At 70.9% G+C, this 25,174-nt stretch carries 24 protein-coding genes and 1 pseudogene; 16 read left to right on the forward strand and 9 right to left on the reverse strand.

Annotated features, from left to right (window positions below; all coding sequences use genetic code 11):
- Positions 1-6: 6 nt before the first annotated feature.
- Complete coding sequence (locus tag ACFV9W_RS09260; RefSeq protein WP_385757183.1) at positions 7-411, reverse strand: GNAT family N-acetyltransferase; 405 nt, start codon at positions 409-411, stop codon at positions 7-9.
- A 165-nt stretch (positions 412-576) separates the two neighbouring features.
- Between ACFV9W_RS09260 and ACFV9W_RS09265 the strand changes: the two genes are divergently transcribed.
- The 4 genes and pseudogenes from ACFV9W_RS09265 (at position 577) to ACFV9W_RS09280 (ending at position 5,805) form a co-directional block, all read left to right on the forward strand.
- Entirely contained in the window at positions 577-1,134 is a 558-nt protein-coding gene (locus ACFV9W_RS09265; protein ID WP_385757518.1) for a TetR/AcrR family transcriptional regulator, read from the forward strand.
- 116 nt (positions 1,135-1,250) lie between these two features.
- A pseudogene (locus tag ACFV9W_RS09270) lies at positions 1,251-3,458 on the forward strand (MMPL family transporter); the annotation flags it as partial.
- A gap of 126 nt (positions 3,459-3,584) precedes the next feature.
- Positions 3,585-4,397, forward strand: coding sequence for a collagen binding domain-containing protein (locus ACFV9W_RS09275; protein ID WP_385757520.1), 813 nt, complete (start codon positions 3,585-3,587; stop codon positions 4,395-4,397).
- 178 nt (positions 4,398-4,575) lie between these two features.
- Entirely contained in the window at positions 4,576-5,805 is a 1,230-nt protein-coding gene (locus ACFV9W_RS09280) for an MFS transporter (protein WP_385757185.1), read from the forward strand.
- Positions 5,806-5,847: 42 nt separating this feature from the next.
- On the opposite strand, the gene ACFV9W_RS09285 is transcribed toward ACFV9W_RS09280, so the two are convergent.
- Entirely contained in the window at positions 5,848-6,777 is a 930-nt protein-coding gene (locus ACFV9W_RS09285) for an aldo/keto reductase family oxidoreductase (RefSeq protein WP_385757187.1), read from the reverse strand.
- 22 nt (positions 6,778-6,799) lie between these two features.
- Positions 6,800-7,309, reverse strand: a complete 510-nt coding sequence (locus tag ACFV9W_RS09290; protein WP_385757189.1) for a cupin domain-containing protein — start codon at positions 7,307-7,309, stop codon at positions 6,800-6,802.
- A 136-nt stretch (positions 7,310-7,445) separates the two neighbouring features.
- Here ACFV9W_RS09290 and ACFV9W_RS09295 point away from each other — a divergent pair, with 136 nt between their 5' ends.
- The 11 genes from ACFV9W_RS09295 to ACFV9W_RS09345 all read left to right on the forward strand — a co-directional run bounded on the left by ACFV9W_RS09295 (position 7,446) and on the right by ACFV9W_RS09345 (position 17,971).
- Positions 7,446-7,886, forward strand: coding sequence for an RrF2 family transcriptional regulator (locus ACFV9W_RS09295; RefSeq protein ID WP_385757191.1), 441 nt, complete (start codon positions 7,446-7,448; stop codon positions 7,884-7,886).
- Positions 7,883-8,821: a DsbA family protein gene (locus ACFV9W_RS09300; RefSeq protein WP_385757192.1), complete on the forward strand. Its 939-nt coding sequence runs from the start codon at positions 7,883-7,885 to the stop codon at positions 8,819-8,821. The genes ACFV9W_RS09295 and ACFV9W_RS09300 overlap by 4 nt, the downstream gene beginning before the upstream one ends.
- Before the next feature lie 427 nt (positions 8,822-9,248).
- A complete protein-coding gene (locus tag ACFV9W_RS09305; RefSeq protein WP_385757193.1) occupies positions 9,249-10,784 on the forward strand; it encodes an ABC transporter substrate-binding protein in 1,536 nt (511 codons plus the stop codon).
- Positions 10,785-10,789: 5 nt separating this feature from the next.
- Positions 10,790-11,779: an ABC transporter permease gene (locus ACFV9W_RS09310; RefSeq protein ID WP_385757195.1), complete on the forward strand. Its 990-nt coding sequence runs from the start codon at positions 10,790-10,792 to the stop codon at positions 11,777-11,779.
- 6 nt (positions 11,780-11,785) lie between these two features.
- On the forward strand, positions 11,786-12,661 hold the full coding sequence (locus ACFV9W_RS09315; protein ID WP_385757197.1) for an ABC transporter permease: 876 nt from the start codon (positions 11,786-11,788) through the stop codon (positions 12,659-12,661).
- Entirely contained in the window at positions 12,658-13,548 is an 891-nt protein-coding gene (locus ACFV9W_RS09320) for an ABC transporter ATP-binding protein (RefSeq protein ID WP_385757199.1), read from the forward strand. The genes ACFV9W_RS09315 and ACFV9W_RS09320 overlap by 4 nt, the downstream gene beginning before the upstream one ends.
- Positions 13,545-14,381, forward strand: coding sequence for an ABC transporter ATP-binding protein (locus tag ACFV9W_RS09325; protein WP_385757200.1), 837 nt, complete (start codon positions 13,545-13,547; stop codon positions 14,379-14,381). Before ACFV9W_RS09320 ends, ACFV9W_RS09325 begins: the two co-directional genes overlap by 4 nt.
- A 29-nt stretch (positions 14,382-14,410) precedes the next feature.
- The gene (locus tag ACFV9W_RS09330; protein ID WP_385757202.1) at positions 14,411-15,760 is read left to right on the forward strand and encodes an LLM class flavin-dependent oxidoreductase; all 1,350 of its coding nucleotides are present in this window, start codon (positions 14,411-14,413) and stop codon (positions 15,758-15,760) included.
- A complete protein-coding gene (locus ACFV9W_RS09335; RefSeq protein ID WP_385757204.1) occupies positions 15,757-16,512 on the forward strand; it encodes an alpha/beta hydrolase in 756 nt (251 codons plus the stop codon). The genes ACFV9W_RS09330 and ACFV9W_RS09335 overlap by 4 nt, the downstream gene beginning before the upstream one ends.
- A 59-nt stretch (positions 16,513-16,571) precedes the next feature.
- The gene (gene ssuE / locus ACFV9W_RS09340) at positions 16,572-17,129 is read left to right on the forward strand and encodes an NADPH-dependent FMN reductase (protein ID WP_385757205.1); all 558 of its coding nucleotides are present in this window, start codon (positions 16,572-16,574) and stop codon (positions 17,127-17,129) included.
- A 26-nt stretch (positions 17,130-17,155) separates the two neighbouring features.
- Positions 17,156-17,971: an SAM-dependent methyltransferase gene (locus ACFV9W_RS09345; RefSeq protein ID WP_385757206.1), complete on the forward strand. Its 816-nt coding sequence runs from the start codon at positions 17,156-17,158 to the stop codon at positions 17,969-17,971.
- A 9-nt stretch (positions 17,972-17,980) separates the two neighbouring features.
- Here the strand turns inward: ACFV9W_RS09345 and ACFV9W_RS09350 are convergent, their stop codons facing one another.
- The 6 genes from ACFV9W_RS09350 to ACFV9W_RS09375 form a co-directional block, all read right to left on the reverse strand.
- On the reverse strand, positions 17,981-18,976 hold the full coding sequence (locus ACFV9W_RS09350) for an ABC transporter substrate-binding protein (RefSeq protein WP_385757208.1): 996 nt from the start codon (positions 18,974-18,976) through the stop codon (positions 17,981-17,983).
- Positions 18,967-19,764 (reverse strand): ABC transporter ATP-binding protein, encoded by a 798-nt coding sequence (locus ACFV9W_RS09355; RefSeq protein ID WP_385757210.1) that lies wholly within the window; start codon positions 19,762-19,764, stop codon positions 18,967-18,969. The genes ACFV9W_RS09350 and ACFV9W_RS09355 overlap by 10 nt, the downstream gene beginning before the upstream one ends.
- A 1-nt stretch (position 19,765) precedes the next feature.
- On the reverse strand, positions 19,766-20,815 hold the full coding sequence (locus ACFV9W_RS09360; protein WP_385757212.1) for a FecCD family ABC transporter permease: 1,050 nt from the start codon (positions 20,813-20,815) through the stop codon (positions 19,766-19,768).
- Positions 20,815-22,080 carry an MFS transporter gene (locus ACFV9W_RS09365; RefSeq protein ID WP_385757214.1) on the reverse strand — a complete coding sequence of 422 codons (1,266 nt, stop codon included), beginning with the start codon at positions 22,078-22,080 and terminating at the stop codon, positions 20,815-20,817. The genes ACFV9W_RS09360 and ACFV9W_RS09365 overlap by 1 nt, the downstream gene beginning before the upstream one ends.
- Positions 22,077-22,898, reverse strand: a complete 822-nt coding sequence (locus ACFV9W_RS09370; protein ID WP_385757215.1) for a Rossmann-like domain-containing protein — start codon at positions 22,896-22,898, stop codon at positions 22,077-22,079. The genes ACFV9W_RS09365 and ACFV9W_RS09370 overlap by 4 nt, the downstream gene beginning before the upstream one ends.
- Positions 22,899-22,995: 97 nt before the next feature.
- Positions 22,996-24,027, reverse strand: a complete 1,032-nt coding sequence (locus ACFV9W_RS09375) for a pyridoxal-phosphate dependent enzyme (protein WP_385757217.1) — start codon at positions 24,025-24,027, stop codon at positions 22,996-22,998.
- A 170-nt stretch (positions 24,028-24,197) separates the two neighbouring features.
- Between ACFV9W_RS09375 and ACFV9W_RS09380 the strand changes: the two genes are divergently transcribed.
- Entirely contained in the window at positions 24,198-25,157 is a 960-nt protein-coding gene (locus ACFV9W_RS09380; protein WP_385757523.1) for a kinase, read from the forward strand.
- Positions 25,158-25,174 lie beyond the last annotated feature (17 nt).

A 25,174-nucleotide genomic window follows, 5' to 3' on the forward strand; every position in this document is an offset into this window, starting at 1 on the left:
CGAGCCTTACGGACGCAGCTGGATCAGGCCCGCCTCGGTGGGCCTGAATCCGCATGCCTCGAAGTAGAAGTCGCGGAGCCCGGGCTCGAAGTCGACATGGAGCCATTCGCAGCCCGACTCCCGCGCCCGGGACGCCGCGAGGCGCACGACCGCCGTGCCGATGCCGCGACGCTGGTGTGTGCCCCGGGTCTTGGTGTCGACCAGGAAGGCGTGGTCGCCGCCGTCCCACGCCACGTTCACGAAGCCGACGAGCAGCCCGTCCGCGTCGCGGGCCGTGACCCAGCCGAGACTGTACTTCTGGATCTTGGTCCACCAGCCGGCGACGTCATTGCCGCCGTGGGACCGGACGAGGCCGACCATCTCCTCGTCGGAGACCGGATCGCGCCATGCGCATTCGAACGATTCGCTCATGAGGCTTCACCTTCGCACACGGCGTGACCCGGGCCACGTACGAAACGGTTTCGTTTCATTGTGGTGGCGGGTTAGTCTGCCGTCGTACGAAACCGTTTCGTTCGGCACGGCCGTGAGGGGGAGCAGCGCGTGAGTGGGACCGGCACCGCCGTGCGGCGCAGACGCATGACGGCGGAGCGCGAGGCGGAGTTGTACGACGCCGTGCTCGGGCTGCTGCGTGAAGTCGGTTACGACGCGCTGACCATGGACGCCGTCGCGGCCCGCACCCGGTCCAGCAAGGCCACGCTCTACCGCCAGTGGGGCGGCAAGGCCGCGCTCGTCGTCAGGGCGATGCGGCACCACAAGCCGGTCGACATCGCCGAGATCGACACCGGCACCCTGCGCGGTGACCTCCACACGCTCGCCCACCGGCACGACGACTGCTCCGTCGCGGAGTCGACCGCCTTGATGCGGGGACTCGCGATGGCGATGCACAGTGACCCGGATCTGCTGCGCGCGTTCCGGGAGTTGCTGATCGAACCGGAGCTGGAGGAGCTGGACCAGGTCCTTCAGAGAGCCGTCGCCCGGGGCGAGATCCGCCAGGACAACCCGGCGATGGACTACACGCTGCACATGATGGTCGGCGCGATGGCGACCCGCGGTGTGATCGACGAACTGCCGCCCACCCAGGAGTACCTCATCTCATACATCGACGCAGTGGTTCTCCCCGCCCTCTGCGCCTGATTCCCCCCACCACCACATCTCGCACTTCCCCCCTCCACCTGACGCCACCGCTCACCGTCGTCGGGCCGAAGTCCCCTGCCCAGCACCAATTACGACCTGACCGGGAGTACGCCCTCGTGGCTCGATTCCTCTACAAAATGGGCCGATTCGCCTTCAGGCGACGGTACTTCGTCGCCGCCTTCTGGGTGGTGGTCCTCGCCGCGGTGGGCGTGGGCGCCTCCCAGGCACCGACGGCCACCTCCTCCTCCTTCTCGATCCCCGGCACCGAGGCCCAGAAGGCCTTCGACCTGCTGGAGGACCGGTTCCCCGGCGCCAGCGCCGACGGCGCCACCGCGCGCGTCGTGTTCAAGGCGCCGGACGGGGAGAAGATCACCTCCGCCGCCAACCAGAACGTCGTGCGCGACACCGTCAAGGAACTCGGCGGCGGCTCCGAGGTCCAGAGCGCGACCGATCCGTTCAAGTCCAAGTCGGTCAGCCGTGACGGCACCATCGCGTACGCACAGGTGTCGTACAAGGTCTCCGGCATGGAGCTGGAGGAGTCCTCGCGCGACGCGCTGAAGGACACGGCGCAGGACGCCCGTGACTCGGGCCTCACCGTCGAGGTCGGCGGCGACGCGCTGCAGGCCGTGCCCGAGACCGGCTCGACCGAGGTCATCGGCGTCGTGGTCGCCGCCGTCGTCCTCGTGATCACCCTCGGTTCGTTGATCGCCGCGGGACTGCCGCTGATCTCCGCGCTGTTCGGCGTCGGCATCGGCGTCTCCGCCATCACCGCGCTCGCCAAGCCGCTCGACCTGGACTCGACGACGTCGACGCTCGCGATGATGATCGGCCTCGCCGTCGGCATCGACTACGCGCTGTTCATCGTGTCCCGGTACCGAGCCGAACTGGCCGAGGGCCGCGAGCGCGAGGAAGCCGCCGGACGGGCCGCCGGTACCGCCGGGTCCGCCGTCGTCTTCGCCGGACTGACCGTCGTCATCGCCCTCGTCGGCCTCGCCGTCGTGAACATCCCGATGCTGACGAAGATGGGCTTCGCCGCCGCCGGGACCGTCGTCGTCGCGGTACTCGTCGCGCTGACCCTGATCCCCGCCCTGCTCGGCATCGCCCGGCGCCGCGTGCGCCCCGCCGGCGCCAAGAGCAAGCGTAAGGAACGCAAGGCGGAGAACAAGGCCCAGGAGCAGAGCCACCACACCCACGGGGAGCACGCCGAGCCCAAGGCCGCACTCGGCACCCGCTGGGCCCGCCTCGTCGTCAAGCACCCGGTCGCCGTGCTGCTGCTCGGTGTGCTCGCCCTGGGCGCCGCCGCCGTACCGGCCACGTCCCTCGAACTCGGCCTGCCCGACGACGGTGCGCAGCCCACCGACACCACGCAGCGCAAGGCGTACGACCTGCTCTCCGAGGGCTTCGGCCCCGGCTTCAACGGGCCGCTGATGGTCGTCGTCGACGCCAAGGACAGCGACGACCCGAAGTCCGCGGTCGCCGATGTCACCAAGACCGTCAAGGGGCTCGACGACGTCGCCGTGGTGACCCCGCCGACGTTCAACAAGTCCGGTGACACCGCGATGCTCAGCGTCGTCCCGAAGTCGAAGCCGACCTCGCTGGACACCGAGGACCTGGTCCAGAACATCCGCGACGCGGGCGACGGCATCAAGGCCGACTCGGGCGCCGAGCTGATGGTCACCGGCACCACCGCGATGAACATCGACGTGTCGCAGAAGCTCAACGACGCGCTGCTTCCCTACCTCGCGCTCGTCGTCGGCCTCGCCTTCCTGCTCCTCATCGTCGTCTTCCGCTCGATCCTGGTGCCGCTGAAGGCCGCGCTCGGCTTCCTGCTCTCCGTCCTCGCCGCGCTCGGCGCCGTCGTCGCCGTCTTCCAGTGGGGCTGGCTCGCCGACCTCATGGGCGTCGAGGAGACCGGGCCCGTGATGTCGATGATGCCGATCTTCATGGTGGGTGTCGTCTTCGGCCTCGCGATGGACTACGAGGTCTTCCTCGTGACGCGGATGCGTGAGGCGTACGTCCACGGGGAGACGGCCAAGGAGGCGATCGTCACCGGATTCCGGTACAGCGCCCGCGTGGTCACGGCGGCCGCGGTCATCATGATGGCCGTGTTCGCGGGCTTCATCGGCTCGACCGAATCCATGATCAAGATGATCGGTTTCGGGCTCGCCGTCGCCGTCTTCTTCGACGCGTTCATCGTGCGCATGGCGATCGTCCCGGCCGTCCTCGCGCTCATCGGGCGCGGCGCCTGGTGGCTGCCCAAGTGGCTCGACCGCGCGCTGCCCAACGTCGACGTCGAGGGCGAGGGCCTGCGCGAACTCGACGAGGCCCGCGCGGCCCGGCCCGCCGACGAGGTGCCCGAGGGCGCCGTCCCGCACCCGGCCGAACCGGAGCGCGAACTCGTCACGGCCTCGGTCGGCGCGCAGGGCGAAGCCCAGCCGCGCAAGCACCTCGTGACCGCGTCCACCGCGGAGGCCGACGGAGCCCGCTCGTTCACCCCGAACGGCAACGGCATCCTCGGCACCGTCCGCACCGGTGGCGGCGAGGTCGTGGCGCGCGCCGCGATCACGCTGATCTCGACGGGCGGCCGGCAGATCAGCCGCTCCGTCACCGACTCCGGCGGCTCCTACAGCCTCGACGTACCCGGCGCGGGCACCTACGTGCTGATCGTCGCGGCCGACGGACACCAGCCGCAGGCCTCGACGGTCACCGTGGACGGGGAACTCCTCTCGCACGACATCCTGCTCACCGGCACCGGCGGACTCGCGGGCCTGGTACGCGAGTCCGGCGGCCGCCCGGTGCCCGAGGCGCTGGTCGTCGTGACCGATGTCCGCGGCGAGGTCGTGGCCACCGCGCGCACCGGACTGCAGGGCGACTTCGCCTGCGGCGGCCTGGTGAACGGCATGTTCACGCTCGCCGTCAACGCGCCCGGCTTCCGGCCCACGGCGCAGCAGGTGGAGACCGGCGCGCAGGGCGTCACCCGGGTCGAGCTGGTCCTCGGGGTCGGCAAGCGGGTGCAGGGCGTGGTGCGCGCGGGCACGGAGGACGGCCCGTTGGCCGACGCCCGGGTCACCCTGGTCGACGCGGCGGGCAATGTGATCGCCACGACGACGACCGGCGCGGACGGCGCGTACGCCTTCACCGACCTCGACGCGGGCGACTACTCGGTCATCGCCACGGGGTACCCGCCGGCCGCGCAGACGCTGCGGGTGGGCGACGCGGAGCCGGGTGACCTCGACATCAGGCTGGCGCACCCGGAGGCGTAACCGCCACCCGACGCCGCCCTGGGGCGGCACCCGCCATGGCCGGCGGGTGCCGCCCCTACTGATGCGCGATACAGCAGTACGGGCCCGCCGCCTCCCCGGATGTGGGAGCGTGGTGATGATCCTTTTCCCGATCTCCCCGCAAGTTCTCGATCTCCCCGCACGAGAGAGCACGTTACCGATGGACCTGGACACCCGCCGCAGGCGGACGGCACTGTTCCTCTTCTTCCTCATACCCGGCCTGTCGATGTCGTCCTGGGTGACGCGCACCCCCGACGTACGGGATCAACTGGGCGCGTCCACCGCGCAGATGGGCCTCATCCTCTTCGGGCTCTCGGTCGGCTCGATGATCGGCATCCTGAGCTCCGGCACACTCGTCGCCCGGTTCGGCTCCCGGCCCGTCATGGGCGTGGCCACGGTGGTGATCACCTTCAGCATGGCGGTCATCGGCCTCGGCGCGATGGCGTCCTCCGCGCCCCTCGTCACCGCGGGGCTGCTCCTCTTCGGCGCCGGAATGGGCGGGGGAGAGGTCGCCATCAACATCGACGGCGCGGAGGTGGAACGGCTCACCGCGCGCACCATCCTGCCGACGCTGCACGGCTTCTTCAGCCTGGGCACGGTCGTGGGAGCGGCGGTCGGCATCCTGTGCACGGCCGTCGACTTCCCCGTGCAGTGGCACCTGATCGCCGTCGCCGTCGTCACCACCGCGATGTTCGGCTACGCGATCCGGGCCATCCCAAACGGCGTGGGCAAGGTCTCGGCCGGTTCGAAGGCGGATGGCGCGGCACCGGGCTCGTCGAAGGCGAAGGTGTGGCGGGACCGCCAGCTCCTGCTGCTCGGCGGCATCATCCTCGCCATGGCGCTCGCCGAGGGCGCCGCGAACGACTGGCTGCCGCTGCTCATGGTCGACGGCCACGACATGGACCCCGCGCTCGGCTCCGCCGTCTACACCGGCTTCGCCGCCGCCATGACCATCGGCCGGTTCGTGGGCGGTTACTTCATCGGGCGACTCGGCCGCAAGCCGGTCGTGCGGGCGAGCGCCGTGTCGGCGACGCTCGGCATCGCCCTGGTCGTCTTCTCCGACTCCGCCGTCGTCGCCAGCGCGGCCGTGCTGTTCTGGGGGCTCGGTGCCTCGCTCGGCTTCCCCGTCGCGCTCTCGGCGGCCGGCGACTCGGGCGAGAACCCGGCGGCGCGGGTGAGCCTGGTGGCGATGCTCGGCTACATCGCGTTCCTCGTCGGGCCGCCCTGCCTCGGCTTCCTCGGCGACCACTACGGGCTGCGGACGGCCATGGTGGTCGTCCTCGCGTTCACCACGGTGGCCGTCTTCCTCGCTCCGGCGGTCGGGTCGCGCTCGTCCGCGACGGTGGCCTCGCAGAGCGACGGTGAGCGCTCGCGGCAGCACTGCGATTGAGTAGGTGGGTCCCGCCTGTTCAGGCGGGGCCCGGTGCGGCGGCTACGGCAGGGTGTGCCCGGCCGCGGTGAACAGCCGGTACCACTCCTCGCGGGTCAGCGGGATGTCCGAGCCCGCCGCGGACTCGGCGACGCGTCCCGGGTTGGTGGTGCCGAGCACGACCTGCATGTCGGCCGGGTGCCGGGTGATCCAGGCGACCGCGATGCCGGTCGGTGTCACGTCGTACTTCGCGGCCAGTTCGTCGAGCGCGGTGTTGAGCTCCGCGTAGTTCTCGCGGTCGCCGACGAAGACACCGTCGAAGAAGCCCTTCTGGAACGGCGACCACGCCTGCAGGGTCATCTTGTTGAGCCGCGAGTAGTCCAGCAGCCCGTTGTCGCGGCTCACCGACTGGTCGAGGCCCGCCATGTTCGCGGCGATCCCCGAGGCGATCAACGGGGCGTGCGTGATGCTCAGTTGGACCTGGTTGGCGACCAGCGGCTGGTTCACCACCGACTTCAGCAGCTCGACCTGTCCCGGCGTGTGGTTGGAGACACCGAAGTTCACGACCTTGCCCGCCGCGTGCAGCTCGTCGAAGGCCGCCGCCACCTCCTCCGGCTCGACGAGGGTGTCGGGGCGGTGCAGCAGGAGCATGTCGAGGTAGTCGGTGCGCAGCGCCGCCAGTGACTCGTCGACGGTGGCCAGGATGTGCTCACGCGAGAAGTCGAAGAAGCCGGGCCTGATGCCGACCTTGCTCTGGATGACGATCGACTCGCGCTCCGCGGCGCTCAGCGTGACCGCCTGCCCGAAGCGCTCCTCGCAGGCGTGCCGCGTCGGCCCGTAGATGTCGGCGTGGTCGAAGCTGTTGATCCCGGCGTCACGGGCGCTGTCGTAGAGACTGCGGACGGCCTTGTCGTCGAGCTCCGCGATGCGCATCAGGCCCAGGACGACGTTGGAGGACGGCGCCTTGGCACCGGGGAAAGAGATCGATTTCATGGGGCCATCCTCGCAGAGCCGGTCAGGACGCGTCGGGATCCGAAAGGGCGTACAGCTTCGGCAGGTTGACCACGATGGCCTCCTGCGTACTGCGGGCGATGACGACCACGGCCTCGTCGGACGGGTCCGGGTTCTCCTCGCGGTGCGGCACGTAGGGCGGGACGAAGATGTAGTCACCGGGGGAGGTGCGCAGCCTGACCTCCTCCTCGCCGGAGCCCGAGTCGTCGAGGAACACGAACTCCGGGTGCCCGCTCACCACGTAGATCGCGGTCTCGGACTCGCCGTGGTGGTGGTCGGAGGACGCGGTCGAGGGGGCGACATGCGTCTGCCCCATCCACAGCTTCTCCGACCCCACCGTGTTCCCGCTGACGGCGGCGAAGCGCCGCATGCCGCCGCTCTGCGCGGTGTCGCCGTCCAGGGCGTCGGCGCGGATGTGGTGCAGCCGCGAACGCAGGGGAGCGGAAGGGGAGTTCGGGGCGTCGGGGAGGTGGGGGTGGAAGCCCTCACCGGGCGTGGTCAACGGCTCGCTCATGAGGGGACGCTAGAGCGGCTCCGAAAAAGATGTCAAGAGGTGTCCATTGCCTCCCACCTGCGGCAATGTTCCCGCAATGTTCGGCCCGACGGGGCGCGGACCTTGCCTCACGGCGCTCTTCGGGCATCATGTGGCCATGCATATCTCCGCGAAGGCGGACTACGCCACGCGCGCGCTCCTCGAGCTCGCCCGCACCCCCGAACAGCCGCTCACCTGCGAGGCCATCGCCGACGCCCAGGGGATTCCGTTCCGGTTCCTGAAGTCGGTGGTGGGCGAGCTGCGCAAGGCCGGGCTCGTACGCAGCCAGCGCGGATGTGTGGGCGGCTACTGGCTCGGTGTGCCGGCCGACGCCATCACGCTGCTCGATGTCACCCGCGCCGTCGACGGCGAACTGATCACCCTGCGCGGCGAACCACTCTCCGGTCTCGGCTACACCGGAGCCGCCCGACGGCTGCCGGAGGTGTGGCGAAGGATCGAGGCGGACGCCGCCGCCGTGCTCGGCGGTGTGACCGTGGCGGCGCTCCTGGCGGAGGCGGAGGCCGAGGCGGTGTCGGTGGCTTCGCAGGAGGTCGCGTGAGCGGCGCCCCGGTGACCGGAACACTCGAAGTCGTCGAGTACACCGACCCGTTGTGCCCCTGGGCCTGGGGCTCCGAGCCGACCTTCCGAAGGCTGCGGCAGGCGCTGGCCGGGCGGGCCCGATGGCGCCGCGTGTACTGCATCCTCTTCGACGAGGACGATGACCCGGCGCCCGACCCGGCGGCGGAGACCGCCTGGTACGCGCGGTACGTCGAGGAGATCGGTGCGCACACCCGGGCCCCGTACGCCGCTCGCCTGAGCCGGGTCGCGGCGAGTTCCTGGCCGTCGTCCCTGGTGGCCAAGGCGGCCGAGGCCCAGGGGGAGGAGCCGGCCGCGCGGGCGCTGCGCCGCCTGCGCGAGACGGTCTTCGTCCTGGGTGAGCCCGCCGACACGCTCGACCTCGCCCTGGCCGCCGTACGCGACGTCCCCGGACTCGACGCAGGCCGCCTGTACGGTGACGCCTCATCAGAAGCCGTACGGGAGAAGGTTCTTGCCGACCGTGCCGAGGCCCGGCGCCCCGTTCCCGAGGTGCTCGCGCCGCCGCCCGGCGACTCGCCGCACCCCGGCGCGGCCAAGGAGACGGACGGCGGGACGGGCCTGCGGTACGCGCTGCCGACGGTCCTCGTGCGCGGGGAGGCGGGGCACCGGGTGGTGCCGGGGTGGCGCCCGTACGACGAGTATCTCGCGGCGGTGCGGGAGTTGAGCCCCGGCCTGGTGGCCGCACCGACCGAGCCGCTGCCCGCTGCCGAGGCGCTGTGCCGCCACCGCACCCTGACCGAACCCGAGCGCAGGGCTCTGGCGAGCGGCCCCTGGCCGCCCCCGGCGGCGGTCCGCGCGGACACGGCGAACGGCCCGCTGTGGCTGTGCCCGAGCGAGGCCGCGGCGCATCCTGCGACGCGTTCCCGCGGCAAGTCCAGTTCCCTGGGACCGCGTTGACCAGCGACATCGAGTCGTCCCGCGTAATGAGACACCAATTGGTGTCCATTGACAGCCGGGGACCGGGCGGGTCAGGATGTGCAGCATGCTGACGACGCACCCCGGCGTGGTGTGCCGCTACGTGGACCTGCGGCGCACGTGCAGCGCACTCTGTCGCTGACACTGTCCCCCTCCGTGTAGCTCCCCGCGCGCCTGAACCCTCTCCCCGGTCTTCCCCGGGAACTCAGGACGCCTCGGACGCTCTTTCCTGACGGCCGGCTCTTCCAGCCCCTCGCCCGTCATGCCTCCTTCACCGCGTTCCGCCCCGCCCACCGGTGTGCCCATGCGCACGCCGCGGGGTGGCTGCGCGTGCCTTGTCCTTCGCTCCTTCGCGCTGCCCTCGAAGCGCGGGAGCCGTCGCAGAGAGACACTCATGTCCGGACGCCCCATGCCCAGAACGCGCCGACGCACCCTGAAGGCCGCCGCCCCGGCCGCCGGGTCCGCCCTCCTCCTCGTCTGCGCCCTCACCGGCTGCGGCGGCGACAACGCCTCGGCGGCCGGCGGGGGTGCCACCCTGAAGTGGACCTCCACCTACTTCCCGACCCACTGGGACCCGGTGGTCGGCGGCAGCGGCGCCCAGTTCCGCGAACTCTCCATGGTCTACGCCTCGTTGACCCGCACCGACGAGAAGGGGCACGCGGTCCCCGACCTCGCCAAGAGCTGGGACTACAACAAGCGCGGCGACCGGATCACCTTCCATCTGCGCCCGGGGCAGAAGTTCAGCGACGGCGAACCCGTCGACGGCGTCGCCGTCAAGGCGGCCATCGAGCGCGCCAAGAAGCAGAAGAACTCCGCTCTCTTCGGAGATCTCACGTCGATCGAATCGGTGCGCGCGAAGGGGCTCGACGCGATTGTCGACCTCAAGCAAGTCGACTACCAGATACCGCAGTTGCTGGGGCAGCGCGTCCTTCAGATCGCCAGCCCCAAGGCGGCGAAGTCGCCCGCGAAGCTCGACCAGCGGCCCGTCGGCGCCGGACCGTTCACCGTCACCCAGCTCATCCCCGGCACCAAGGCCGTCCTGAAGAAGAACCCGAACTACTGGGACGCCAAGAACATCCACATCGACCAGGTCGAACTGACCTCGGCGCCCGACGCCTCAACCGTCGTGTCCGGACTGCAGACCGGCGTCTACAACTTCGCCGACATCGAACCCAGCCAGGCAGACGCCGCCAAGAAGGCCGGACTCGACGTCTTCGTACAGCCCGGCTTCAACGCCTCCAACCTCAGCCTGAACGTCAACAAGAAGCCGTTCGACAACGACAAGGTCGTCGACGCGGTCCGCCACGCCATCGACCGCAAGGAGTTCGTCGACAAGCTGACCTTCGGCTACGGAGAGGCGACCGACCAGCCGTTCCCCAAGGGATACACGGCCTACGACCCGAAGTCGGCGAACGCCTACCCCTACGACCCGGCGAAGTCGAAGAAGCTGCTCGCCCAGGCCGGATACAAGGCGGGTGACATCAAGCTCGACCTCGTCATCCCGGAGGAACAGCCCGAGGCCGAGATCGTCCAGTCGCAGCTCGCCAAGGTCGGCATCAAGGTCGACATCAGGATCGACAAGAACTGGGCGACACCGTTCTTCGCCAAGGACCTGACCTTCTCCCTGTACTCGACGACCGGACGCGACTCCGCCGCGCAGACCCTCACCGCGCACTTCGGCCCCGACGGACCGCTCAACCTCAGCACCCCCTACGAGCCGAAGGGCTTCGAGGACGCCATCGCGAAGGTCCGCGAGACCCGCATCGACGACCCCGACTACCCGAAGGTCCTCCGGGCCGCGACCCGCGCGGGGCTCGACAGCAGGGCGCTGGTCTTCACGTACTCCCAGCCGAACCTCATCGCCAAGAGCAAGACGGTCTCCGACCTCCCGAAGAACCCGGCCCACATCGACTGGACCGGCGTCACCATCAAGCCCGGGGCGTGAGCGGCATGCCCCGCACGAAGAACAGAACCGCGCACGTCCTCGGCCGTGTCCTCGCCACCCTCGGACGCTCCGTCGCGATCTTCGTCCCGGTCTTCGTGGTGGCGACGTTCGTGACGTTCGCCCTGCGCTCGATGAGCGGACTCAGCCCGGCCCGCATCCAGTTGGGGGAGAAGGCGACCCCTGAGGCCATCGCCCGCGTCGAGGCCCAATGGGGACTCGACCGGCCCTTCCTCGCCCAGTACGGCGACTGGTTCAACGGTGTCCTGCACGGCCAGTTGGGCACCAGCTGGACCAACGGCTCCGACATCTCCACCCTCATCGGCACCGGCCTCGGCGTGAGCCTGTCCGTGGCGGGCGCCGCCCTCGTCATCGGCGTGGTGCTCGGCTTCGTCCTCGGCACGGTGGCCGCGCTGCGCCGCACCACCTGGATCGACCGGGCGGTCACCGGCTTCGTCACCGTGATCTCGGTGATGCCCGCGTTCGTCGTCGGCATCGTCCTGGTCACCGTGTTCGCCGTCGGACTCGGCTGGTTCCCGTCCGCCGGATACGCGCCGCTCGCGCAGGGCTTCGGACCGTGGTCGCTGCACATCCTGCTGCCCGCCCTCGCGCTCAGCTGCGACGTCGTCGCCGACGTGGCACGCCAGCTGCGGACGAGTCTGATCGCCGCGTCCCGCGAGAACTACGTCACCGGGGCCGTGGTCCGCGGCCTGAGCCCACGCCGCATCTTCCTCGGGCACGTCCTGCGCAACGCACTCGGCCCGACGCTCGCCACCCTCGGCCTCAAGTTCCCCGCCCTCGTGGGTGCCTCCGTCGTCACCGAATGGATCTTCGGCCTGCAGGGCTTCGGCCGATTCGCCAACGACGCCGCGCAGGCCGGCGACGTACCCGCCGTACAGGGAGTGCTCGTGGTGTCGATCGTCCTCGTCGTCGGCTTCAACCTGATCGTCAACCTGGTCCTGGCGCGTGTCACGCCGGCTGCCCAGCGGGGGGTGTGACCGACCATGACCCGTCGCATCCTCGCCCTCACCACGGGGCGCGTCGCCGTCATCGTCCTCGCCGTCGTCGCCCTGCTCGCGCTCCTCGGCCCGCTGCTCGCCCCGCAGGCCCCTCTCGCCACGAGCGGTGACACCCTCGCCGCCGCCTCGTGGGAACACTGGCTCGGCACCGACTACCTCGGCCGCGACGTGCTCAGCCGGCTCCTCGACGGATCCCGCGTCAGCGTCCTCGGCTCGCTCGAAGTCGCCCTGACAGCACTGGTCGTGGGGTCGATCCCGGGGATCCTGTCGGTGTACCTCGGCCGGGTCTTCGAGTGGCTGACACTGCGCCTCGCCGACACCCTCGTCGCGCTGCCGTTCCTGCTGTTCGCGGTCGCGGTGATCGCGCTGCTCGGCAACGGCATCACCCAGGCGATGCTCGTGACCGGCGCCCTGGTGTCACCGCTGTTCTACCGGGTGTCCCGCGCCGCCACATTGGCGGTGGCCCGGTCCCCGTACGTGGAAGCCGCGTTGATCTCCGGGGCGTCGATCGGCTGGATCGTCCGACGCCACGTGTGGGCGAAGGTGCTGCCGCCGCTCGCGGTCGCCCTCGCGCAGACCGTCGGTACCGGCTTCGTGATCGTGTCGAGCCTGACGTTCCTGGGTATCGGCGTCCAGCCGCCCGAACCCACCTGGGGCGGGCTGCTCGCCTCCGACCTCGGCTACCTCGGCCAGCAGCCCTGGGCCCCGCTCCCGCCCGCCCTCCTCATCATGGCGACGGTGTGGGCCGCGAACCTCCTCGCCGACGCGATCCGCGACGTGTCCGGCACGGCCGGCCGTGCCCCCGCCGGCGCCGGCAGGAACCGCCTCGACGAGACCGCCCCCGCCGGAGGTACGACATGACCACAGCAGCCACCGACCTCGCCCGCGACCAGAGGCTGGACGACGGCCTCCGGGCCGCCCCCGTGCTCTCCCTGCGGGACGTGCGGATCGCCGACACGGCCACCGACCGGGAGATCGTGCACGGCGTCGACTTCGACCTCGCGCCCGGCACGACGATCGGCATCGTCGGCGAGTCCGGCAGCGGAAAGACCCTCACCTGCCGCTCCGCGCTCGGCATCCTGCCGCAGCACTTCGAGATCACCGGCGGCCACGTCGCACTCGACGGCACCGACACCGCCACCCTGACCCCGAAACAGTGGACCCGGCTGCGCGGCAGCACCATCGCCGCCGTCTTCCAGGACCCGGCCTCCTACCTCAACCCCTCGATCCGTGTCGGCGCACAGCTCGCCGAGGTGCTCCGCGTGAAAAAGGGCCTCAAGAGGCGCGAGGCACGGGACCGGGCGATCGAGCTGCTCCGCACCGTGCATCTGCGCGACCCGGAACTCAGCTACGACCAGTACCCGCACGAGCTGTCCGGCGGCATGCTGCAACGCGTCCTGATCGCCACCGCGATCGCCGCGGACCCCCGCATTCTCATCGCCGACGAGGCCACGACGGCACTCGACGTCACGGTCCAGGCCGAGATCCTCGACCTCCTGGCGGACCTGCGCGACCGCACGGGCCTGGCGCTCGTCGTCGTCTCCCACGACCTCGCCGTGGTGGCCCAACTGTGCGACGAGGTGCTGGTCATGAAGGAGGGCACTGTCGTCGAACAGGGCACCACCAGTCAGGTGCTGCACGCACCGCGCCACGAATACACCCGGCTGCTCGTCGCCGAGCACGAGCTGTACGGCCTCGAAAGGTTCCGCACCGGGACCTCGACGGCCTCGGCCAAGGAGGACGCGTGAGCGACAACACCCCGCGTTCCGTGCTGGAGATCGACGCGCTCGACGTCCACTACGGCCCCCGACGGCGCCGCCGTCAGGCCCTGCACGGCGTCTCGCTCACCGTCGCCCCCGGCGAGACACTCGGCCTCATCGGCGAGACCGGCTCCGGCAAGTCCACCCTCGCCCGCGCGGTCCTCGGCCTCGTCCCCGCCACATCCGGCACGATCACCGTCGGGGGAGCGGACGTCACCGCGCACCGCCGCCGCCAATGGCGCGACCTGCGCCGCCGAGGCGTGATCCAGTACGTCTTCCAGGACCCGCTGCGCAGCCTCGACCCGGACCTCACCATCCAGGAGTCCCTGAGCGAGCCGCTGCGCGTCGGCGGTGTGCCGCGCGCCGAGGCGGCCGAGCGGATCCGCGAGTATCTCGAACGGGTCCGGCTGAGCGAGGAGTTGCTCGGCCGCCTGCCCGGTGAACTCTCCGGCGGTCAGCGCCAACGCGTCGCCGTGGCACGGGCATTGGTGACCCGCCCACGCCTCGTCATTCTCGACGAACCCGTCAGCGCCCTCGACTCCGCCAACCGCGTCCAGATCCTGGAGATCCTCAAGGAACTGCGCGCGGACGGCACGGCGGTGGTGTTCATCTCCCACGACCTCGGCTCTGTCGCCGGCGTCGCCGACCGGATCGCCGTCCTGTACCGGGGCGAACTCGTCGAGACCGGAGCGACGGACACCGTCGTCAACGACCCCCAGCACCCGTACACGCGACTCCTGCTCGGCTCCGCACCCACCCTGCACGGCGCCCCCGCCGACCGGGCCGAACGCGAGGCGCTGCGCGCCCTGCTGCCCGCCTGAGCCACCCGCCCTCACAGAAGGACCCACCCATGCCCCGCAAGAAGATCCACCTCGCGCTGCATCCCTACGGAGTCGGCGGCCCCGGCCAGCACGGCCTGTGGAAGGACCCGCGCGTCGCCGTCAACGCCAGCATCGACATCAACTACTACATACGACAGGCCAAGGCCGCCGAACACGCCCTGTTCGACGCCCTGTTCATCGTCGACAGCCAGTTCATCAACGCCACCTACCCCTCCCACTACCTCAACCGGCTCGAACCCCTCACCCTGCTCTCCGCCGTGGCCACGCACACCCGCCACCTCGGCCTCGTGGGCACGGCCAGTTCGACATACAACTCGCCGTTCAACCTGGCCCGCCGCTTCGCCTCCCTCGACCACATCAGCGGCGGCCGGGCGGGCTGGAACGTCGTCACCAGCTTCGACACCGGAACCTCCCGCAACTACGGGTTCGAGGAGCACCTCGACTACGCCACCCGCTACGGCAGGGCCCTGGAGTTCGTCGAGGTCGCGCGCGGCCTGTGGGACTCGTACGAGGACGACGCGTTCCCCGCCGACGTCGAGCGCAATGTGTTCCTCGACCCGGCCAAGCTGCACGAACTGAACCACGTGGGCGAGCACTTCAGGGTCGCGGGCCCGCTCAATCTCTCGCGCTCCCCGCAGGGCCAGCCCGTCATCTTCCAGGCCGGGGTCTCCGAGGAGGGCCGCGACCTCGCCGCCCGCGTCGCCGAGGGCATCTACGCGCCCGGCGGCTCCCTCCAGCAGGCCCAGGAGTACTACGCCGACATCAAGCGCCGCACCGCCGCCCACGGCCGAGACCCCGAACACATCAAGATCTTCATCCACGGTGGCCCGGTCGTCGCCGCCACCGACGAGGCCGCCCGCCGCCGCGAGCGCGAGATCTTCGAGGAGGACAACGACTTCGACCGCCACCTCGCCCTGCTCGGCCGCTCCTTCGGCGCCTACGACTTCAGCGTCCACGACCTCGACGCACCCTTCCCCGACGTCGCCCACCTCGCCGAGAAGGGCGGCAGGACCGGGGCGACGAAAATCATCGAGCGGGCGCGGGCCGAGAACCTCACGCTGCGTCAAGTCGCCCAGTCCCTCGCCGAGTTCCGCCGCTCGCCGTTCGTCGGAGCGCCGGAGACGGTCGCCGACCGGATCGAGGAGTGGTTCGACGCCGGCACCTTCGACGGCATCAACCTGGCCTTCCGTACCGAGGACGAACTCGCCCTCTTCGTGGACGGCGTCGTACCGATCCTCCAGAAGCGGGACCTGTTCCGCACGGCGTACGAGGCCGACACCCTGCGCGGCCACCTCGGCCTGCCGATCCCGGCCAACCGCCACACCACCGACGACGCCGCCTTGGGAGCCCTGCGATGACCAGCCAGTACACCGAATTCCCCGCCCCGGAGGGCCTCCTCACCCGCGGCACCGTCCTCGTGGTCCCCGGACGCGGCGAGACACGCGCCGTGTACGAGCGGTTCGGCAGGCGGCTCGCCGCGGACGCCTACCGCGTACGGGTCGTGGACACCCCGGACCTGAGCGGCGACGACCTCGACGCCGCCCTCGAGACCCTGGTGAAGCGGCTCGGGGAGGCTGCCGACGGCGCGGCGGCGGCTCCGCTCGTCCTGGTGGGCGCGGACAGCGGCGCCGCGGTGGTCGCCGCCCTCGTCGCCGACCCGGCGCGGGCGCACCGGTTGGGGGTCGACGGTGTCGTGCTCGCGGGACTGCCGGGCCGCGCGGCCGCCGCCACCGAGGCATGGGACGAGGAACTCGACGTCCGCACGTCGTGCCCCACCCACCGTGGTGTGCTCACCGACGACACCCGCGTACGCCGCGGAGCGCTGAACACACCCGTTCCGGAACCGGTGTTGGAGCTGGCCCACGACAGCGCGGCGGACCTCCCGCAGCTGCTTCTCGTCGGCGACGCCGACCCGCTCGCGGACCGCGAGGCCCTCGCGCTGACGGCGCAGAAGCTCGCCTCGGCCCGCCTGGCCGTCGTCCACGGCGCTCACCACGACGTGCTCAACGACAAGCAGCACCGCTCGGTGGCCGCGGAGGTCGTGACGTTCCTCGAAGCACTCCGCGAAGGCCTGACCCCCGCGGTCACGGTCGTGTCGAGCGCATGGTGAACGCCGCCGCCCGTTAGCCGCATCCTTCGGTCTCTCCCTCCCTCACGAAAGGTCCCACCATGGCCACCATCCTTTCCGTCTCTGGCAGCCCCTCCGCCACCTCCCGCACCGCCCGGCTCTTGGAGCATCTCGACGAACGGCTGCGCGGCCAGGGACACGAGGTGACCTCGCTGCAGGTGCGCACCCTGCCCGCGGACGCGCTGCTGGGTGCCCAGTTCGGGCACCCGGCCGTCGTCGACGCCATCTCCCGCTTCGAGCGCGCCGACGGCATCGTCATCGGCACGCCCGTCTACAAGGCCGCCTACTCGGGCCTGTTGAAGTCGCTCCTCGACCTGCTGCCGCAGTACGCGCTCGCCGGAAAGACCGTGCTGCCCCTGGCCACGGGCGGCAGCACGGCCCACGTCCTGGCCCTCGACTACGCCCTGCGCCCCGTCCTGAACTCGATGGGCCCGCACCACATCCTCCCCGGCTGGTTCACCCTCGACCGGGACGTCACGGTCGGAGAGCACGGGGAACTGTCCGTCGCGCAGCCGTCCGCCGAGGCGCTCGCGGAGGTCACGGACCGGTTCTCCGCGGCGCTCGGTGGACGTACGGTGGCGCTGGCACAAGCAGGGTGATCAACACATGCTGGGAGACACATCTCGTGACCGACACCGCGCAGCCCGACAACCCGCGCACCCGAATCGACACCAGTAGGCCGCACACCGCCCGGATCTGGAACTACTGGCTGGGCGGCAAGGACTTCTACCCCGTCGACGAGGCCGCGGGTGAGCAGATCCGCACGCTCCACCCGGGGATCGCCGACTACGCCCGTGCGGACCGCGCGTTCCTCGGCCGGGCCGTCGAGTACCTCACCAAGGACGTCGGCATACGCCAGTTCCTCGACATCGGCACCGGGCTGCCCACCGTCGACAACACCCACGAGGTCGCCCAGCGCATCGCCCTGGACGCCAGGGTCGTCTACGTCGACAACGACCCGATCGTCCTGCGTCACGCCCAGGCCCTGCTGAACAGCACACCGGAGGGCCGCACGGAATACCTGGACGCCGACCTGCGGGACGTCGACCAGATCCTCGAACAGGCCGCCAAGACGCTCGACTTGAGCCGACCGGTCGGGCTGATGCTGCTCGGTGTCGTCATCTTCGTCGCCGACGAGGAGGACCCGTACGGATTCGTGCGGCGCCTCCTCGACGCGCTCCCCGCGGGCAGCCACCTGGTGCTGTCGCACACCATCACCAGTCCTGCGATGCCGGACGTGGACGAGGCGGTGGCTTTCTGGAACGAGAACGGCACACCACGGCTGAACCAGCGCACCCCGGAGCAGATCACCCGGTTCTTCGACGGTCTCGAACTGCTGGAGCCGGGTGTCGTCTCCTGTACGCGCTGGCGTCCAGGGGCGGACGGCCCCGCCGAGCCCGCGGAGGTCGCGATGTTCGGCGGGGTCGGGCGAAAGGCCTGACAGTCGGGGTCAGTTGGGCAGGTCGCGCAGGTACTTGCCGAACTTCTCCAGGCCGTCGATGTTGCGGGGGCCGGAGATCCCCTCGTTGTAGTCGAGGACGAAGAACCGGTCGTTCTTGACGGCGGGCAGCCCTCGCGTGTGCGGGGAGCGCTTCAGGAAGTCGATCTTCTCCTTGGCGGGCTTGTCGCCGTAGTCGAGGATCATGATGACCTCCGGCCGGGCCTCGGCGACGGACTCCCAGTTCACCTCGGTCCAGCGTTCGTCGAGGCCGGAGAAGATGTTCTTTCCTCCGGCCTTGGCGATGATCTCGTCGGGCGGTACCTGATTGCCGGCCGTGAACGGCTTGTCGGTGCCGGAGTCGTAGAGGAACACCGGTACGTCCTTGCCCTGCGGTGCCTTCTCGGTGACGGCCGCCTCGCGCTTCTTGAGTCCGGCGACGACCTTGTCGGCCTTCTCCTCCACGTGGAAGATCTCGCCGAGGCGTTCGAGGTCCGTGTACAGCGCCTCGAACGGGGCGGTTCTTTCCGGGTACTTGGGGTAGTTGAAGCAGCTCTCGGTGTGCATGAAGCTCTGGATGTGGAGCTTGTCGAGGATCTCCGGGGTGATGCCCCGGTCGTCGGCGAAGCCGGAGCCCCAGCCGGCGACCACGAAGTCCGACTTGGCGTCCACGACGATCTCCTTGTTGAGGAGGTCGTCACTGAGCATCCTGACCTTCTTGTACTCCGAGGCCCACGGCGACTCGCTGACCGGCGGGTTGGCCGGAGGCATCACATAGCCGTGGACGTGGTCGGTCAGGCCGAGCGCGAACAGCTTGTCGGCGCTGCCCGCCTCGTAGGCGACGGCGCGCTGCGGAACGGTGTACTCGACCTTCTGCCCGCAGCGGTTGACGGTGGACTTCCGTGCCGCCTTGGTGTCGTCGGAGGCGACGTCGGCGCCGCACGCGGTGGTGACGAGCGCGGTGGCGGCGAGGGCGCAGCCGAGGCGGGTGTGTCGGGTCACGGGCATGGCTGGGGGCTTCCTTCTGGGGCCGGTGTCAGGGTGTAGAGCAGTTGCGGGTCGCCGGTCAGGGGGTGCGGCACGACGCTGGCGCCGACGCCGAAGACGTCCCCGACGAGCTCCGGTGTGAGCACGTCCTTCGGAGTGCCGGAGGTGACCAGGCGCCCCTGGCTCAGGACGCCGAGGCGGTCGCAGGCCGCCGCGGCCAGGTTGAGGTCGTGCAGGACGACGAGGACGGTCAGGCCGGCGCCGCGCAGCAGGGAGAGCAGTTCGACCTGGTGGCGGATGTCCAGATGGTTCGTCGGCTCGTCGAGGACGAGGATCTCCGGATCCTGGACGAGGGCGCGGGCCACGAGGACGCGCTGCCGCTCCCCGCCGGACAGGGTGAGGACGCCGCGCCGGGCGAGGTGGCCGATGCCGAGCCGGTCCATGGTCCGCTCGCACAACTCGCGTTCACGCGCGCTGAGTTGCTGATTGCCCTTCAGGTGCGGGGTCCGGCCCAGGGCGACGACCTCGGAGACCGTGAAGTCGAGGTCCACGGTGCCGTCCTGGGTGAGCGCGGCTACGGCGCGGGCTCCGGCCCGCATCGTGAGCAGGCTCAGGTCGTCGCCGCCGACGCGGACCGTGCCCGCGGTGGGCCGCAGCGCGCGGTACACGCAGCGCAGGGCGGTGGACTTGCCGCTGCCGTTCGGACCGACCAGGCCCACGACCCGGCCGTCGGGGACGTGCAGGGACAGCTCGCGCACCAGGGTGGCGCCGTCGGTGACGACGGTCAGGCCGTCGAGCTCCAGATCCATCTCAACGCCCTCCGAACATATAGGACTTGCGGCGCATCAGCGTGATGAAGACGGGCACCCCGATGAGCGCGGTGATGACACCGAGCGGCAGCTCGCGCGGGGCGACCAGGGTGCGCGACGCCAGGTCGACCCAGACCATGAACACCGCCCCCGCGAGCGGGGCCACGGCGAGCACGAGCCGGTGCGAGGCACCCACGGCCATCCGCACCAGATGCGGCATGACCAGACCGACGAAGCTGATGGCACCGCTGACCGCCACCAGCACGCCCGTCACCAGCGAGACCAGGAGCAGCAGCGCCTTGCGGTGCCGGTCCGGGCCGATCCCGAGGCTCCCTGCGGTCTCGTCGCCGAGCGCGAGCACATCGAGGGTGCGGCTGCTGCGGTGCAGGACGAGCGCGCCCAGCAGGACCGCCGCGGCGACGACGGGCAGCACACCCCACGTCGCGGCGCCGAAGCTGCCCATCGTCCAGTAGAGGACGGTCGACGTGGCCTCGCTGTCCGGGGTCAGGTAGACGATGACGCTCATCACCGCCTGGAAGCCGAGCGCCATCGCGACACCGGTCAGCACGAGCCGCAGCGGCGACAGCACGCCCCGCCGTGCCGCGGCCGCGTACACCAGGACCGACGCGGCCACGGCCCCGAGGAAGGCGCCCGCCGACATCGCGTAGATGCCGAGCGCGGCGAGCGCGCCGCTGACCTTGACGGCGACCGCGCCCACGGACGCCCCCGAGGAGACACCGAGGACGAACGGGTCGGCGAGCGCGTTGCGCACCAGCGCCTGGATGGCCACACCCACGGCGCTGAGACCGGCGCCGACGAGCGCCGCGAGCAGCACACGCGGCGTGCGGATCTGCCAGATGATCTGGTACGTGCTCTCCTCCGCGGCCCCGATCCGCCCGCCGCTCAGCGCGGCCCACAGATAGCGCGCCGTCTCGCCCGGTGTCACCGTCGCCGGGCCGAGCCCGATGGCGACGACGACGGACACGGCGAGCGCCGCGAACAGGGCCGCGCAGAGGAGGAACAGGCCGCCACGGGAATCGAGTCGACGCATCACGCCTCGTCCTGAACGGGGCCCCGCCGCAGCACGAGCCACGCCGCGGCGAGCGCGACGGCGAGCAGCACCCCGAACGCGGCGGCGATCCCCGGATACCCGGCCACCGCGAGCCCCGCCCCGCCGAGGGCGGCACCGGCGAACACACCGAGGCTCTGCCCCGCGGAGTTGAGGCTGAGCGCGGTGCCGCGCAAGGAACCGCAGCGCCGCACCAGCAGGCTGACGGCGCAGGCCGCGACCACCGCGTGCGCGGCGGCGTGCAGCGCCGTGAGCGCCAGGGCGAGCGGCAGCCAGTGCGTGAACCAGAACCCGACGGCGCTGACCAGCGCGACCGCCACACCGAGGGCCAGGAGCCGCTCGGTCGCGACGCGGGAGCGCTCCGCGTTGGTGACCCGCCCGGTGAGCAGGTTGCTGACGAAGAACGAGGCACCGCTCAGCGTCCACACCAGGGAGAACAGCTCGGGGTGCAGGTCGAAACGGTCGTCGTAGTACGCCGCCAAGTAAGCGAGATAGCCCATGAAGACGGAGGTGCGCAGCACCGACACCAGGAGCAGCGGCACCGCGCCGGGGACGGCGGCGAGCAGCCTGAACGAGGCGAAGTAGCCGGGCCGCCGCACCTCGGCGTCCTGCGTGGCCCGCGCCGAACCGTCCGCCCGGCCGCGTACCAGCAGCGCGCCGGCGAGCAGCACGGAGAGGCAGGCGACGGCGACGAGGTCGCCCTGCCAGCCCCACAGCATCGCGGGCAGCGCGATGAGCGGGGCGGCGAGCATGGCCGTCATCGACGTGGTGGCGGAGACGAGCGTGGCGGCCCGCCCCGCGGCCCTGCCGTCGCCGAACCGGTCGGCGGCGGCAGCGGCGAGCGCCGGGTTGAGGACGGCGGTGGCGGCCCCTGTCAGCAGACAGAAGGTGGCCACCAGCAGGAAGTCCCCGCTCGCACCGAGGGCCGCGGCGACACCGAGCAGACCCAGCCCCGCGGCCGCCGCCCGGGCCCTCGGCACCCGGTCGATCAGCGGGGCCAGGGCCATGCCCACGGCGAGCGCGGCGACCCCGCCGAGCCCGCGAAGCCCGCCCACGGTGGCGACGTCCCGGCCGGTCCCGTCGGCGATGGGCACCAGGTACGTACTGAAGACGGTGAAGGGCAGCAGGCCGACCGCGGAGGCGAGCAGCAGCGGCCACAGCGCCCGCGTCATGGCCAGATCGCCGGGAACCGGGTCGTTCGGTGAATCGTCGTGCGTGGAAGGTGAGTTGGTGGTGTCGGCGCTCACGTGGCGGCCCCGGCGCGGTACCGGTACATCGGGGTCTCGTCGGCACTGAACTGCGAGAAGGTGAACGGCTCCGCGTTCAGCGCGGTGACACCGGAGCCGAGGAACGCGCGGGCCACGGCGCTGCCGCTCTGCGCGTACATCACCAGCGGGACGCCCTGGTCGCGGCAGTGCCCGAGGATGAGGTCGAAGGTGCCGTTGCTAAGTGTCATGCCGGTGGCGACGACCGCGTCGGCCTTCTCCAGGACCTCGGTCATGTCGTCGGTGACGGGGTCGCCCCACTGTGTGGTCTGCAGGTTGAGGTCGCAGGGCAGGCACTCGCCGCCGCGCTCGCGGATCGCGGCGACCAGCGGATTGACGACGCCGATCAGGGCCACCTTCGCGCCCGGTTCGATGTCGAGGAGGCCGGCGATGGCCGCGTCGCGCGCCTGCGCTCTGAGCTCGGGCGTCCCTGCCGGCAGTACGACAGTCTCGGCTCGCGCCTCACGGTGCGGCGCGGTCAGTGCGAGATACGCGTCGAGCGCGGCGATCCGCACCGGGGCCGACTCGCTCCGCAGGAGGGTGTCGAGGGAGTGGCCGGAGGCCTTCTCGCAGAAGTTCGGGGTCAGTTCGCCGGCCTCGAAGGAGCACGCGCCGAAGGCGGCGCCGGCCCGCAGCAGCAGGTAGTGGTTGTGGTAGGTCACGGGCCCACCGGCGAGGCGGGTCGTGTGGTAGAGCCAGAAGGCGCTGGTGACGTTCGTGCCCTTCGGATCGGGGCCCAGGGCCCCGGCCAGTACGGCATCGGTCAGTTCGGCCACCGTGTGCGGCGCCTGGTGAGACATGTCGGTTCTCTCTTGTGGGTTCCGGTGGGTTCCGGTGGGGTCCGGTGGTTCCGGTGATTCCGGTGGGTGTTCGGAAGGTGTTTCGGCGGCAGAGGTGTCAGGTGGCCGCGGAGCCCGCGTCGCGCGGGTCGGCGGTCGCCGGGACCCGGGGCCAGGACATCGCCGACCACGGCAGGCTCAGCTCGTCGAGCGACCCGATCTCGCGCGGCGCGAGCTCGCTCAGGGGGCGGGCCCGGTGGTGCTGGGCGTAGGCGCTCTCCACATACCGGTGACCGGTGTCGGCCGCGATGAAGACATGGTGTGCGTCCCGGTCGTGCAGGTCACGCTCCCAGCGGGCGGCCAAGTAGGCGGCGCCCGCGGAGAGTCCGGCGAAGATCCCGCTGCTCCGCAGCAGGTCGACGGCGCCGGACAGGGCGGAGTCGAAGTCGATCCAGTGGACGCGGTCGTAGAGCGCGTGCCGGACGTTGCGGAACTCGATGGCGCTGCCGATCCCGGCGATGATCATGTCCGGATCCGAGACGTGCTCCGAGCCGAACGTGACACTGCCGAAGGGCTGCACGCCCACCAGGCGCACCTCGCGCCCGGTCTCCCGCAGATAGGTGGCCAGGGCGCCCGTGGACGCCCCGGATCCGACGCCGCCGGTCAACGCCACGGGACCGGCGGGCAGTTCCTTGTCGAGCTTCGCGGCCACGTCACGGTAGCCGTAGTAGTGGATCTCGTCGTGGTACTGGCGCATCCAGTGGAACGAGGGGTTGGCGTCGAGGATCTCCCCGACGCGGCGCACGCGCAGCTCCTGGTCGAGACGGAGGTTCTGCGAGGGCCGTACCTGTTCGAGGGTCGCGCCCAGGATCTCCAACTGGACGCGCAGCGTGCGGTCCACGGTCGTCGAACCGACGATGTGACACTTCAGCCCGTAGCGGTGACAGGCGAGGGCGAGCGCATGGGCGTAGATGCCGCTGGAGCTGTCGATGAGGGTGTCGCCCGGTGTGATCGTCCCCTGCTCGAGGAGGTGGCGCACCGCGCCGAGCGCCGAATAGATCTTCATCGACTCGAAGCGCAGACACGCGAAGTCCCGCTCCAGCCCGATGAGATGGGGCTCCTTGACCGCTTCAGCTATGTGTTCGTCCACATTGAACCCTTCCCCTGGCTCTGCTTCGACAGGGGAGAGAGAAGCATTAAACGAAAACGATTGTCAATTGCGATAGTGTGTTGTCCGTGAATCCAGGGGAGAGGATCCGTGTGAAGTCGATCGATGAAGCAGGGGAGCGGTCACACGCGGCGGAGCGGTCACCGCTCTCCGTGCTGCCGGGAGCGGTGGGGGCCGGGACCGCGTTCGGGACGTTCGGGGAGCTCTTGCAGGGGCAACTGCCCGAAGCCGACGGCGACTTCCTCGTGACGCTCCCGGTGGCCCGCTGGACCCGGGTCGTCTTCCGCCCGGACCCGCGGCTGGCGGAACCGCAGGTCCGGCCGGCGCACAAGACGAAGGCGTTGCGGCTGGTGCGGATGATCTGCGCGGACGCGGGACGGCCCGCGGGCGGGCAGCTCACCGTCCGCAGTGCGATCCCCGAGGGCAAGGGCCTGGCCAGCTCGTCGGCCGACCTTGTGGCCACGGCGCGGGCGGTGGGCCGGGCGCTCGGTGTGCCGATGCCACCGCGCCGGATCGAGCGCTACCTCGCCCGCATCGAACCCACCGACGGTGTGCTGTACCCCGCGATCGTCGCCTACCACCACCGAACGGTGCGGCTGCGCGCCACGCTGGGGTCGTTGCCGCGGATGGCCGTGGTGGGTGTCGACGAGGGCGGCGTCGTCGACACCGTCGACTTCAACCGTGCCCCGAAACCGTTCACCGCCGCGGACCGGGGCGCGTACGCGGGGCTGCTCGACCGGCTCACCACGGCGGTGCGGCAGGGGGACCTGGACACGGTCGGTGACATCGCGACCCGCAGCGCGCTCCGCAATCAGGCGGTGAGCCCCAAGCGGTGGCTGGAGCCGATGCGCGACATCTGCCGCGACGTGGGCGGCCTCGGCGTCGTGGTCGGCCACAGCGGCACGACGCTGGGCATCCTGCTCGACGCCCGGGACCCGGCCTGCCCGCACCGCACGACGGCGGCGTCCCGTGCCTGCGCGGAACTGGCCGGCGCCGCGACGCTCTACCGGACGCTGAGCTTCTGCCGCGACGGGCGCACCGGACCTCCGGCCACCGTGGCACGCACCAGGTGGCCGGAGCCCAGCGAGTCCGTCACGGCCCTGTCCGGGTAGGCCCGGCCCGGGCAGGG

Source organism: Streptomyces sp. NPDC059897 (genome assembly GCF_042730865.1).
In the GTDB taxonomy this organism is placed as follows: Bacteria; Actinomycetota; Actinomycetes; order Streptomycetales; family Streptomycetaceae; genus Streptomyces.